This is a genomic window from Novosphingobium sp. (assembly GCF_020852455.1).
Taxonomy (GTDB): Bacteria; Pseudomonadota; Alphaproteobacteria; order Sphingomonadales; family Sphingomonadaceae; genus Novosphingobium.
Map to the genome: position 1 here is coordinate 166,555 of NZ_JADZAT010000032.1, position 12,798 is coordinate 179,352.

Below are 12,798 nucleotides of genomic sequence, written 5' to 3' on the forward strand. Positions count from 1 at the left end.
CTGATCGCCTCTGCAATCAGCTAGCCAGGCCGGTCCACACCACCCTCGGGTTCACAAACCCTTAAACTCGAACCAGACCGGCGCGTGGTCGCTGGCTTTCTCGCGGCCGCGGTGATCCTTGTCGACGCCGCAGGCCTTGAGGCGGTCGGCCATTTCGGGTGAGAGTAGCGCGTGGTCGATGCGAAAACCGTGGTCCTTCTGCCAGGCGCCGGCCTGGTAATCCCAGAAGGTCCAGACCCCGCCGGCCGGATTGTGCGTGGCCAGGGCATCGGTCCAGCCGTCAGCCAGCAACCGGGCATAGGCATCGCGCGATTCGGGCTGCATCAGCGCATCTTCGGCCATGGCGCGGGACGAAAAGACATCGTGATCGAATGGGATCACGTTGAAATCGCCGGTTACCACAGCGGGAACTTCTTCGGCGGCGATTTCACGCATGCGGGCGCGCAGCCGCTCCATCCAGCGCAGCTTGTAGTCGAACTTGGGCCCGGGCACCGGATTGCCGTTGGGCAGATAGATGCAGGCCACCCGCACCCCGAACACCTCGGCTTCAAGGTAGCGCGAATGCTCGTCCTCGGGCTCACCTTCAAGCCCGCGCCGTACTTCGACCGGCTGGGTCCCGTCGGCCAGAATCGCCACGCCGTTGAAGCCCTTCTGGCCGTGCCAGATCGCGTGATAGCCGATCTTCTCGAACTCATCGGCGGGAAAACCCTCATCCTGGGTCTTGATCTCCTGCAGGCAGGCGACCGCTGGACGTGTTTCCTCAAGCCATTCGAGCAGTCGCGGCAAGCGCGCCTTGATCCCGTTGATGTTGAACGTCGCGATCTTCATCAGATGGCGAAGCTGGAACCGCAACCGCAGCCCGAAGCCGCCTGAGGATTTTCGACCTTGAAGGCCGAACCGCCGAGCGATTCGACGTAATCGACCACCGATCCGGCAACCAGGTCGAGGCTGACGCTATCGACCACCAGGGTCACGCCATCGCGTTCGACCACCAGATCGTCGGTCTCTGGGCCATCCGCCAGCCCGAACCTGTACTGGAACCCCGAACAGCCACCGCCTTCCACAGCAAGGCGCAGGATCGCGGGTTTGCCCTGCTTGGCGGCAATCGCGGCAACGCGCGCAGCGGCTGAGGGGCTCAGCGTCATGGTCGGCATATCCATGACCCCGATGTAGGCGTGCAGACCGCGCGCCGCAAGCGGCCCTTAAGCGCTCTGGATATAGCTGCGCATCGCCTCGGCCTCGCTTTCGATCCGTTCGATCCGGTACTTCACCAAGTCGCCGATCGAAACGAAGCTGACCACTGCCGCGCCGTCCACCACCGGCAGGTGCCGGATCCGGCGGCGGGTCATCAGCCCCAGCGCATCGAGCACATCCGCTGCGGGCTCGACCGTGATCGGCGGCGACGTCATCACCTCGCTCACCGACTTGTCGAGCATGGCGGGGCCATGCGCCGCCAGCTGGTAGACCACATCGCGTTCGGAGAAGATTCCGGCCAGCTGGCCGCCCGAATAGACCGGCATCGCGCCGATCCGCTTTTCGGCGAGCAATCGTACTGCATCGCCAACCCGCATTGCGGCATCGCAGCTGACCACTTCGCCGCTCCGCCCCTCGATCAGTCGCGCAATCGTCATGGCAACTCTCCCGGGTATCGTTCTGAGGACCAGGAGAATGCCACGAAGTGCCGCGCTTGGCGAGTCAGGGTTGTTGCGGGGCCTTTTCAGCGGGATAGAGCCGGAATTCCTCAACCGGAACGCCGCCCACCAGGTGCTCGTCGATGATCCGCGCCAGCACCGGTTCGGTACACGAATGGTACCAGACCCCTTCGGGCCAGACCACCGCGACCGGCCCGGCGGCGCAGATCTTGAGGCAGTCGGCCTTGCTCCGCGCGATCCCGCCGTCACGGTCAAGCCCGCGTTCCTTGAGCTGCTTCTTGAGGAACTTCCAGGCCGGCGCGCCCACTTCGGGGCTGCAACAGGCGGCCTTTTCCGATTGCGCGCACAGGAAGATGTGGCGCCTGGTCCCGTCACCCCCGTTGAGCGCCAGTGCGGTCCGTGCGCGGGCAAGTTCTTCCGGATCGACGCTCATGCCTTGAGGCCCCAGTTTTCCAGCAGCGCCAGGCGATAGTCCTGATCGATCGGGGCGGGACGGTCATCGTCGATCGCGACGATCACCGAACGCGCAAAAGCCACGGCCCGCCCGCCCTGTTCAAGCAGCTGGACGATGGTCCAGCTGGTCCGCCCAACCCCCTCGATCCCGCAATGGACCGTGACCGGATCGGGAAAGTGCCCCTGGCTGAGGTATTCCATCCCGACACTGGCCACCATCGCCCGCCGCTCGCCGATCCGGATCCGCCCGCGCATCTCCAGGTTGAAGCGCACCCGCGCGTCTTCCATCATCGCCGCCAGCGCCACGTTGTTAAGGTGCTGGTTGGGATCGATGTCGGCAAAGCGCGTGGTAACCTGATGTGCAAAGGGATAGCGCGCCGGATCGAGCAGGGCGGGTTCGGGACGGGGCATTGGTTCAGCTGCCGGGCTTGAGGTGCTTGCCCAGCCAGGCGAAGACCGTCTGGTGCCATTGCAGCGAGTTCTTCGCCTTGAGCACCCAGTGGTTCTCGTCCGGGAAGACCAGCAGTTCGGCTTCCACCCCTTTGCGCTGCAACGCGGTGAAAGCGCCAAGACCCTGGCTGTAGGGGATGCGGAAGTCCTTTTCCCCCAGCACGACCAGCATCGGGGTCTGCCACTTGGCGACATGGTTGGCCGGGTTCCACTTTTCGTATTCACCGGGGGCCTCGTGATAAGGCTTGCCGCCGTGCTCCCACTCGTCGAACCACAGCTCTTCGGTGGCATAGGCCATGGCGCGCGAATCGAAGACGCCGTTGTGATTGACCAGGCACTTGAACCGGTCGGGCCACTGGCCTTCGATCCAGTTCATCATGTAGCCGCCATAGCTCGCGCCCAGCGCGCAGCTGTTCGCGCCATCAAGGTCCGGGTTGGTTGCCAGCGCCGCGGCCAGCCCCAGCTTGAGGTCTTCGAGCGGCTTGCCGCCCCAGTCGCGGTTGATGCTGTCGGTGAAGGCTTGGCCATAGCCGGTGCTGCCGTGGAAATCGACCGAAACCACCGCGTAGCCCTGGCTGGCGAAGATCCGCGGGTTCCAGCGGAACGACCAGGCATCGTTGAACGAGCCCTGCGGCCCGCCGTGGACGAACAGCAGCACCGGCAGCTTGCCGCTGGCCCCGGCCGGGCGGTGGATCTGCCCCCAGACCATGTCGCCGCCCGCGCCCTTGAAGCTGAAGCGGGTGGACGTGACCGGGTTCAGCTCGGCCAGTTGCGCGGCGTTGGCCTGGGTCAGCGTGCGACCGGGCTTGCCCTTGTCGGCCACATAGACCTCGGCCGGGTTGGCCACCGCATCGCGGGTGAAGACCAGACCGCCGTTCTTCAGCGGGATGACATTGCCGATATGCCCCTCGCTCAGCCCCTTGGGGGCGAGCTTGAGCCGGGTGACCTTGCCGCTGGCCAGTTCAATCCGGAACACCGGATTGTCGAGCACCTCTTCGGCGGTGACGATCAGCGCCTTCGAATCCGGGCTCCAGGCGATCGAGCCGACCGACCGATCCCAGGCGGGTGCCAAAGTGCGGCGTTCGTGGGTCTTGAGGTTCATCAGCTGGATCGACAGCCGGTCAGCCTCATAGCCGGGGCGAGCCATCGCCGCCCAGGCCAGCCATTGGCCATCGGGCGAAGGGCTGGGCAGGGTATCCGCTCCGCGATTGTCTTTCGATGCCTTGTGCGGCGCCTTGCCGTCCAGCATCGAATGCCAGACATCGGTGTCGGTTGAGAGCGGCTCATTCCGGTCGGCCTGGCGCGCAACGAAGAAGGCGCTGCGCGAATCCGCAGCCCAGGCCAGTTCTTCACTGCCGCCCATCGGCTTGGTCGGGGTATCGCCGGTCAGCGTTCCCGGCGGCCCGTCCAGCGCGACGCCGTCCCCGGCGATCCGCCCGTCGGCAGCCAGCGCGAAGGCAAAGGCGCGGCTGTAGTTGCCCGGCGTTTCCCAGGCATCCCAGTGCCGCACGAAGCCGCTGCCGTCCTTGTAATGGCGTCCGCTGCCCGGGCCGGGCTGGCTGGTGTCGCCGCTCTTGTCGCAGCCCAGCGTCGGGCAATTGCGCGCGACATCACCCCAGACCAGCACGCGCTGGCCGTCAGGCGAAATGGCAAAGCCGGCCACGTCGGTCTTGAATGTGCTGGCCTGGACCGGCGCGGCGGCGGGACTGGCCAGATCGAGCAGCCACAGCTGGTCGCTGCCCGACTTGCCCGAGATGAAATAGAGCCGCTTGCCATCGGGGCTGAAAGCGGGCGAATTCTCGCTGGCATCGGCCAGGTCGGCGATCCGCGCCGGGACCCCGCCCTTGACCGCGACGCGCCACAGCCCGGTAACCCGCTTGTAGCTTGCGGGATCGGTGTCGGTCTGCTGATAGACCACCCATTGCCCGTCGGGCGAGACCGCAGGCGATGCGACCCGCTTGAGCGTTACCAGGTCTTGCGGTGTCATGGTCCGCGCGGCGGTCTGGGCCGCGAGCGGAGTGGCGGAAAGGGCGATTGCCAGCGCGCCCAGCGCGATCGAAAGCTTGGTCATGCCCGCATGGTTAGCGGGAGTGTGGGGCCAGTCCTAGCCCTTCTTGCCGACAATCCGGGCGATTTCGCCCGCCACCATCTTTTCGACCAGCGGCGGCAGGTTCTTGTCGAGCCATTCGGCCAGCGCCGGGCGCAGCAGTTCGCGGACCATGCCTTCGAGCGAGGTTTCGCCCGACCGGACGATCTGTGGCGCGGCGGGGGGCTGCGCCATCATCGCCAGCGCGGCGAGCGATTCGCTGATCGAGCTGACGGTTTCGCTGCCCAGCAGCGGTTCGGCCTGGGCCGGTTCGGCGGCAACTTCCTCGCCGATCGCGCCAAGGTCGAGAATCTCGTCCTCATCGATCGGGGCGGCGTCGATCCGGGCCTGGGCTTCGGGTTCGCGGCGGGGTTCCGCGCCAGGGGCACGGTTGTCGCGCGCGATCACTTTCTTGATCGATGCGAGGATTTCCTCGACCGAAGGTTCACCTGCCTGGTGCATCGCCCCTGCCTCCAGTTACGCCAGCTGTCCCGCGCCGGGACATGAATCACTGGCCGCCTACTGAACCGTCCTGGGCCTTGGTGTCAACGGTGCGGGTCGATTCGACGGTCGGATCGGGATCGTTGCTCCAGTCCCACATGCTGCGGTCAACCCGCTCGTAATTGGCGACCGGGTCATAAAGCGTGCCGCCATCCAGCCCCAGGTCGCGGGCCTCGGCCCGGCCCATCGCGGCCAGCAGGTTGAAACCGGCGACATAGGCGTTGCGCTTGGCGGTTTCGAGCTGGACCTGCGCGTTGAGCAGTTCGTTCTCGGCGTTGAGGATGTCGATGATCGTACGGTTGCCGACGGTGTTTTCGGCGCGCACCCCTTCAAGGCTGAGGTTCGCGGCATCGACCGCGGTCTGCGACGAGGCGATCAGCGATTGCGCGGCCTGCCACTGGGCATAGGCTGAACGCACCGCCGAAATGACGCTGCGTTCGATCCCGACCTGCTGTTCCAGCGCAACATCCTCGCGCGCCTGGGCAGCGCGGCGCTGCGCGGCGGGCAGTCCGCCCTGGAACAGCGGGATCGTGGCGCGCACACCGGCCGTGGTCGAAGTGCCGTTCTGCAGCGTGCTGCTCGACAAGACGCCGCCGCGGGTGCCGAGATAGTCGGTATAGCCGGCATTGGCGAAAACGCTGACGCGCGGCATGCGGCTGGCGCCGGCCACCTTGACGTCATAGCCGGCCGCCTTGGCGCGGTCGCGCGAGGCCAGCAGATCGGGATTGTGATCAAGGGCAAAGGTCACGGCATCGTCCGCATTGGCGGGCATGGCGGCCAGCGGCGGCGGCGGGGCCAGATTCTCGGGCTCCTTGCCGACAATCTGGATATAGCGTTCGCGCGCGGCGATCAGGTTGGCTTCGGCGCTGCGCACCTGGCCGCGGGCCAGCGCAAGCCGCGATTCGGACTGGGCCACGTCGGTGCGGGTCAGATCGCCGATTTCGAACCGGTCTCTGGTGGCCTGCAGGTTGACTTCGAGCCGCTGGACATTGGCGCGGTTCAGCTTGACCACTTCCTGGGCCAGGATCACGTCCATGTAGACCGTGACGGCCTGGGTGAAGACCTGGCTTTCGATCCCGCGCAGGTCCGAACGGCCGGCCAGCACACGCGTTTCGGCTGCCCGGATCGAATTCTTGACCCCGCCGCCGGCATAGATCGGCACGCTCAGCGCGGCGCCCGCATCGATGTTGCGATCAGGCGCCGAAGTGCTGGCGTTCGAACCCGAAGCGCTGGTGAATTCGGTGTAGGTCGCGGTGCCCGAAAGCGAGGGCAGCCCGGCGGCGCGGGCGATCGGCACGCCTTCGTCGGTGGCGCGCTGCTGGGCGCGGGCGGCCTGCAGGCTGGGGTTGCTCTTGTAAGCCATGATCAGCGCGTCGCGCAGTTCATCGGCCAGCGCGGCCGGTGCGATCATCGCTGTGGCTCCGGCCAGCAAGTACCAGCGCAGCAGGCGCGAAACCCCAGACTTGATCATCGCTTAGAAACTCCAACCCTTGGGTGCGGCAAATTCGGCCAGCACCGGAATCCCGATATCGGCCACCACGGCCAGTTGTACCGTGCCGCCCAGCTTGCTGCCCTGCGCCAGGCTGGTGACCCCGCGCCGAACCAGCCCGGTGATCACGCGTCCGCCATCGGCCAGGGCATCGACCAGCGCCTGCGGCAGCTGTTCGATCGCGCCGTCGATCAGCAGCAGCGTGAAGCCGACCGATCCGGGCTTACCAGCGGCGGCCTCGGCTGCACTGGCCACTTCGACCGACGCGCCCATGGCTTCGACCAACGCCGGCAGGTAGTTGCTGCCGCAGCTGACCACCAGCACGCGTTCGCCGGGCTGCGGGGCGGCCAGCGCCAGCATCTGGCCCTGGACCAGCGGGGCGGGCAGGGCGTGGGCGCTATCAAGTGGAATCGCCCGGTCGATATAGGCATGGCCGCGCGCGGCGGCGGGCACATGGTCTTCGCGCGCGACGGCGGCCATCGCGGCCAGTACCGGTTCCTGATTGACGCCGCTGACCCGCAGCTGGCTGTCAATCATCGCCCGGCGGGCGGCAGCGCTATCGATGGTGGCGGCAACGGTCATGAATTGTGGCCCTTTTCGCGTACTGTATTACACACACAAAACAGCAACGCAACCGCCCTTCTATAAGCGATTGCTAATGTTGTGCCAAGCGCCAATATGGCCGCTTTGACGACAGCACCGTGCTGCGCCTATGGGGGCGCGAGCACTAGTTCAAGAGGAATTCGGGCCATGACCGATATGGTGACCATCCGTGAAGCCGACCTGATCGACAGTGTGGCAGATGCGCTGCAGTTCATCAGCTACTACCATCCGATGGATTACATCCGCGCGCTGGGCCACGCCTATGAGGCCGAACAGGGCCCGGCGGCGAAGGATGCGATTGCCCAGATCCTGACCAACAGCCGGATGTGCGCCGAAGGCCACCGCCCGATCTGCCAGGATACCGGGATCGTCAACGTGTTCATCGAATGGGGCCAGGATTGCCGGCTCGATTCGAAGCTGTCGCTGCAGGACGTGGTCGATGAAGGGGTGCGCCGGGCCTATAACCATCCCGAAAACAAGCTGCGCGCCTCGGTCCTGGCCGATCCGGCCTTTACCCGCCGCAACACCCGCGACAACACCCCCTGTGTGCTGCACGTCACCATGGTTCCGGGCAGCAAGGTCTCGGTCGATGTCGCGGCCAAGGGCGGTGGCAGCGAGAACAAGTCAAAGTTCAAGATGATGAACCCCAGCGACAACATCGTCGACTGGGTGATCGAGATGCTGCCGCAGATGGGCGCCGGCTGGTGCCCGCCGGGCATGCTGGGGATCGGCATCGGCGGCACCGCCGAACATTGCATGCTGCTGGCCAAGCAGGCGCTGATGGAACCGATCGACATGGCCCAGCTCAAGCAGCGGGGCGCGAAGACCGATATCGAGGCGATGCGGATCGAGATCTTCGACAAGGTCAACGCGCTGGGGATCGGCGCGCAGGGGCTGGGCGGGCTTTCGACCATCCTCGACGTCAAGATCCTCGATGCCCCGTGCCATGCCGCGGGCAAGCCGGTGGCGATGATCCCCAATTGCGCCGCCACCCGCCACGCCCATTTCACGTTGGATGGTTCGGGCCCCAGCTTCCTCGAAACCCCCAAGCTGGATGAATGGCCCGATGTCCACTGGACGCCCGACACGGCGGCCAAGCGGGTCAATCTCGACACCCTCACCGCCGAGGAAGTGCGCGGCTGGAAGCAGGGCGATCGGCTGCTGCTCAATGGCAGGATGCTGACCGGGCGCGATGCCGCGCACAAGCGGATCCAGGACATGCTGGCCAAGGGTGAGCCGTTGCCGGTCGAATTCAAGGGCCGCGCGATCTATTACGTCGGCCCGGTCGATCCGGTGATGGGCGAAGTGGTGGGCCCGGCCGGCCCGACCACCGCGACCCGGATGGACAAGTTCACCGACATGATGTGCGAGCTGGGCCTGCTGACCATGATCGGCAAGGCCGAACGCGGGCAGGGCGCAACCGAAGTGATCGCCCGGCACAAGGTCGCCTACCTGATGGCCGTGGGCGGCGCTGCCTACCTTGTCGCCCGCGCGATTCGCGAGGCCAAGGTCGTGGCCTTTGCCGATCTGGGAATGGAAGCGATCTATGAATTCACGGTCGAGGACATGCCGGTCACCGTTGCGGTCGATTCGGACGGCAACAACGTCCACCAGCTCGCCCCGCTGGTCTGGAAGGACAAGATCGCCAGGGAAAAGCTGCTGGGGTGAAGTGACCAACCCCTCTCCGTTTTTTGCGAATGTCACAAACGGGGAGGTGGCAGACGCCGCAAGGCGGCTGGTTCCTTAATCCATGTTCTAATTTTGTTCTTGCAATGTAGGACCTGACCTGATGCAAGATCGGGATGGAAAAACTCGCCTCCGCTCCCGATTCGCCGCCTGAGGGCCGCGCGCTCCCCGCCACGATCCGCCGTGATGGCTGGACGCCCGAACGCCAGCGCCGCTTTTGCGAAGTGCTGGCGGACTGCGGCCATGTCGAACAGGCGGCCATGGCGGTGGGGATGTCGCGCGAAGGGGCCTACCGGCTGCGAAACCGGGCGGCGGGGCGGGCCTTTGCCCTGGCCTGGGATGCGGCGCTGCTGCTGGCGCGCCAGCGGATGATTGACCTGGCGATCGAAACCGCGATCGAAGGTTCGCTCGAACGGCACTTTCGCGATGGCAAGCTGGTGCTTGAAAAGCGCCGCCGCGATCCGCGCGGGCTGCTGGCGGTGATCGAAGGGCTCGGCTCCCGGCAGCTGCTGGCCACGGCTCCGGTGCGCGCGGTGGCGGGCGATTTCGAACAGTTCCTTGATTGCATGCAGGCCGATGCCCGCTGCGCGGATGGCCAGACCGAACGGTTCATGGCGGCGCGTGCCAATGCCGCCGGGCCGGGCCGCGAAAGCCTTGACGAAAGCTGCCGGCAACTGGCCCTGTGGCAGCAGGTGGCCGCCGGCGAATAGGGCGAAGTTCACACAGATTCCCGATTCCGTGTGACCTTCGTGACCTTCGCGGGACCGCACTCGCTTCGACCAACGCCAGCCGGGGATCGACAAACCCGCTGGCCATTGCCCCTGCGGATTGGCTATCGCTGGCCCTGTAATGGCCGACCAGACCATCCAGCCCGCGCGCGTGCCGACGCGCACCGTGCTCGCCTCGATCGCGGGGCTATGGCTGTGCTATCTGGCGCTGATCACGCTGCGTTCGGCGCTGATCGATCAGATGCTGTTCTGGGAAATGCTGGGACTGCGGTCGCTGGTCACGCTAGCCGGGATCGTGGTTACGGCGATGGCCTGGTCGATCCTGCGGCTGTTTGACCACCACCGGGTCGGGGTGCGGATGGTGATTGCCGCTGCGGTGATGCTGCCTGCCGCGCTGGCGCTGGCAGTGATCAACACCCAGGTCTTCAAGGGCATCGACCAGCACAATTTCAAGGAGCAGCGCAATCCCAGCGAGGTCCAGATCCGGCATGATACCGCCGGCAACGTGCTGGTCGATATTCCCGATCCGCCGCAGCTGACCGCCGCGCAGCTGGCCCAGTTGCAGAAGAAGTTCGCCGAACAGGGGCTGTGGCGCCAGCTGACCGATATCGCGATCGGGCGCTATTTCCTGCTGCTGGCCTGGGCCGCGCTCTATTTCGCGATGGTCAATGCCGAACAGGCGCGTGCTGCCGAACGCCGCGAGGGTGAATACCGCCGCGCCGCCAAGGCGGCCGAGCTGCGCTCGCTGCGCTATCAGGTCAATCCGCACTTCCTGTTCAACACGCTCAATTCGCTGTCCTCGCTGGTCCTGACCGGCAAGGGTGACGCAGCCGAGCGGATGATCCAGTCGCTGTCCTCGTTCTATCGTCGCAGCCTGGCCGACGATCCGACCAGCGACAGCGCGCTCGATCAGGAACTGGCGCTGCAGCGCGCCTACCTTGAGATCGAGGCAGCGCGCTTTCCCGATCGACTGCTGACCCGCTTCGATGTTCCCGCCGCGCTTGAAGATGCCCGGGTGCCGGGACTGATTCTGCAGCCCCTGGTCGAGAATTCGGTGCGCTATGCCGTGGCCCCGACCAGCAAGCCGGTGACGGTGACGATCGCCGCGCGCGAGGAATATGGTCGGCTGGTGCTGGAAGTCAGCGACAATGGCCCGGCTCCGTCCGAAAGTGCGGCCAAGGGCTTCGGGATCGGCCTGGCCAATGTCCGTGACCGCTTGGCTGCGCGTTATGGCGATGAAGCCAGTCTCAGCTCGGGCCCGGATGAAGGCGGGGGCTGGCGCTCGGTAATCCGCCTGCCGCTTGAACGTCATGGCTGATCCGGCCCCCACGCTGCCATTGGCTACGCTGGTGGTCGATGACGAGCCGCTGGCGCTGGAGCGGATGCTGCATATCTGCGCCGGGCTCGATCAGTTGAACGTGATCGGCACCGCGCGCGATGGCGCCGCCGCGCTTCAGGCGATCGAGAAACTGGAACCTGAACTGGTCCTGCTCGATATGACCATGCCCGAACTGGACGGGCTGGCCGTGGCCCGCGCGCTGACCCGCCGCGATCATGCCCCGGCGGTGATCTTCGTCACCGCGCATGACAACTTCGCGGTTGAGGCCTTTGATCTGGAAGCGGTCGACTATGTGCTGAAGCCGGTCACCCCCGAACGGCTCGAACGCGCGGTCAGCCGCGCGATCGCCCGGCGCAATTCGCGGGCCCGGGGCGAAAGCGAATGGCTCAGTGAATTCTGGGTACCCTATCGCTCGGAACTGCTGCGGATCGCTGCCGCCGACGTCGACCGGATCGATGCCGAGCGTGACTATGTCCGTCTCCATGTCGGCCAGAAGGACGGGACCAGCCGCAGCTACCTGCTGCTGCAGACGGTTTCGGGGCTTGAGGCGCGGCTCGATCCCGAATGCTTCATCCGCCTGCACCGTTCGACCATCCTGCGCCGCGACCGGATCAGGGGCCTGCGCCACGACGGGCTGGGGGTCTGGTCGGCCGAACTGGACGATGGCAGCCAGGTGCGGATCGGCCGCACCTATCTTTCGCGTGCCAAGGCGATGGCGGGGCGTTAAGACTGGGCCCGAATATGGGTCTGATCGTGATCTTTCTGCTGGGTATCGGCAATTTTGCCGTGCACAAGGCCGTGCTGGAAAGCCGCCACCCGCTGCTGGGCCGGGTGCCGTTCTTCTTTCACCTGCTGGGCGGGCGGTTCAGCCTGCTGGTCGAATTCGCCATGCTGCTGGGCGCGATGCTGATGGTGGCGCAGGGCTCGCTCGGCTGGGCGCTGTTCTATGGCTGTTATACCGCAGTCAACGTGCTGTCGGCCTGGCTGATTACAAGCGGGCGGATCTGATGCTCACGCTGTTCCACGTCAGCGACCTTCACTTCGGCTATGAGGATCGCGAAGCGCTCGACTGGTTCGTCGCCGAAGTCGCGCGGGCCAGGCCGGCGGCGGTGCTGTGCACCGGCGATCTGACCATGCGCGGTACAGCGCGCGAATTCGCTGCGGCAAGTGAATGGCTGGCGGCACTGCCGGTCCCGGTCGCGCTGGTTCCGGGCAACCATGACGTGCCCTATTACAACCACATGCTGCGCCGCCTGGCCCGGCCCTATGCCCGCTATCACGAATTGGCCGCGCGGATCGATTGCGGGCTCGATCTGCCACAGCTGGCGGTGGTGCCGCTCAAGACGATCGCCCGCGCGCAGTTCAGGCTCAACTGGTCGAAGGGGCGGGTGTCTAACCCCGATCTCGATGCGGCGCTGGCCGGCCTTGAACGCCAGCGCGACAAGCCGCTGCGACTGGTGATTGGCCATCACCCGCTGGTCGATGCCGATACCGAAAGCTCGGGCTCAACCCGCGGCGGCAAACGCGCGCTGGCGGCACTGGCCCGCGCCGGGGCCGATGTCGTGCTGTCGGGCCATGTCCACGATGCCTTCGACATGACGCTTGATGCCGAAGGGCTGCCGATCCGGCTGATCGGGGCCGGTACCCTGTCAAAGCGGCTGCGTTCAACCCCGCCCGGCTACAACCGGCTGGAATGGAGCGAGACGGTCGGCCTGACCTGCACGCTGGTGAGCCGCTAGGGCGAGACCCAGTCGTCCGACCCTTTGGCCAGCACCCGGCCTTCGAGCGCGCGAAACAGAGCATCGAGATCG

The 12,798-nt window shown here is 66.0% G+C and carries 15 protein-coding genes; 6 read left to right on the plus strand and 9 right to left on the minus strand.

The genetic code is table 11. The annotated features are described in order from the left end of the window. Positions 1–51 precede the first annotated feature (51 nt). From xth to IT549_RS15330, 9 genes are all read right to left on the minus strand, one after another. On the minus strand, positions 52–828 hold the full coding sequence (gene xth, locus IT549_RS15290) for an exodeoxyribonuclease III (protein ID WP_292974493.1): 777 nt from the start codon (positions 826–828) through the stop codon (positions 52–54). After that, a complete protein-coding gene (gene erpA, locus IT549_RS15295) occupies positions 828–1,160 on the minus strand; it encodes an iron-sulfur cluster insertion protein ErpA (protein ID WP_292974494.1) in 333 nt (110 codons plus the stop codon). The genes xth and erpA overlap by 1 nt, the downstream gene beginning before the upstream one ends. Before the next feature lie 42 nt (positions 1,161–1,202). Continuing rightward, positions 1,203–1,631 (minus strand): CBS domain-containing protein, encoded by a 429-nt coding sequence (locus IT549_RS15300; protein WP_292974495.1) that lies wholly within the window; start codon positions 1,629–1,631, stop codon positions 1,203–1,205. Positions 1,632–1,695: 64 nt separating this feature from the next. Next, positions 1,696–2,085: a (2Fe-2S) ferredoxin domain-containing protein gene (locus IT549_RS15305; protein WP_292974496.1), complete on the minus strand. Its 390-nt coding sequence runs from the start codon at positions 2,083–2,085 to the stop codon at positions 1,696–1,698. Then, entirely contained in the window at positions 2,082–2,516 is a 435-nt protein-coding gene (locus IT549_RS15310) for an acyl-CoA thioesterase (protein ID WP_292974497.1), read from the minus strand. Before IT549_RS15310 ends, IT549_RS15305 begins: the two co-directional genes overlap by 4 nt. A gap of 4 nt (positions 2,517–2,520) precedes the next feature. Then, positions 2,521–4,626 (minus strand): S9 family peptidase, encoded by a 2,106-nt coding sequence (locus IT549_RS15315; RefSeq protein WP_292974498.1) that lies wholly within the window; start codon positions 4,624–4,626, stop codon positions 2,521–2,523. A 33-nt stretch (positions 4,627–4,659) separates the two neighbouring features. Next, entirely contained in the window at positions 4,660–5,103 is a 444-nt protein-coding gene (locus tag IT549_RS15320; protein WP_292974499.1) for a DUF2497 domain-containing protein, read from the minus strand. 46 nt (positions 5,104–5,149) lie between these two features. Further along, a complete protein-coding gene (locus IT549_RS15325; RefSeq protein WP_292974500.1) occupies positions 5,150–6,613 on the minus strand; it encodes a TolC family outer membrane protein in 1,464 nt (487 codons plus the stop codon). 3 nt (positions 6,614–6,616) lie between these two features. Then, complete coding sequence (locus IT549_RS15330) at positions 6,617–7,213, minus strand: protein-L-isoaspartate O-methyltransferase (protein ID WP_292974501.1); 597 nt, start codon at positions 7,211–7,213, stop codon at positions 6,617–6,619. Between the two features lie 168 nt (positions 7,214–7,381). On the opposite strand from IT549_RS15330, the gene IT549_RS15335 reads away from it, so the two are divergent. The 6 genes from IT549_RS15335 (at position 7,382) to IT549_RS15360 (ending at position 12,726) form a co-directional block, all read left to right on the plus strand. Then, positions 7,382–8,902, plus strand: a complete 1,521-nt coding sequence (locus IT549_RS15335) for a fumarate hydratase (RefSeq protein ID WP_292974502.1) — start codon at positions 7,382–7,384, stop codon at positions 8,900–8,902. A 134-nt stretch (positions 8,903–9,036) separates the two neighbouring features. Beyond that, entirely contained in the window at positions 9,037–9,630 is a 594-nt protein-coding gene (locus IT549_RS15340) for a hypothetical protein (protein WP_292974503.1), read from the plus strand. A gap of 139 nt (positions 9,631–9,769) precedes the next feature. After that, a complete protein-coding gene (locus IT549_RS15345) occupies positions 9,770–10,966 on the plus strand; it encodes a histidine kinase (protein ID WP_292974504.1) in 1,197 nt (398 codons plus the stop codon). Further along, positions 10,959–11,714 carry a LytTR family DNA-binding domain-containing protein gene (locus IT549_RS15350; protein WP_292974505.1) on the plus strand — a complete coding sequence of 252 codons (756 nt, stop codon included), beginning with the start codon at positions 10,959–10,961 and terminating at the stop codon, positions 11,712–11,714. The genes IT549_RS15345 and IT549_RS15350 overlap by 8 nt, the downstream gene beginning before the upstream one ends. Positions 11,715–11,728: 14 nt before the next feature. After that, entirely contained in the window at positions 11,729–11,995 is a 267-nt protein-coding gene (locus IT549_RS15355; protein WP_292974506.1) for a hypothetical protein, read from the plus strand. Then, positions 11,995–12,726: a metallophosphoesterase gene (locus IT549_RS15360; RefSeq protein ID WP_292974507.1), complete on the plus strand. Its 732-nt coding sequence runs from the start codon at positions 11,995–11,997 to the stop codon at positions 12,724–12,726. The genes IT549_RS15355 and IT549_RS15360 overlap by 1 nt, the downstream gene beginning before the upstream one ends. The last annotated feature ends 72 nt before the right edge of the window (positions 12,727–12,798 follow it).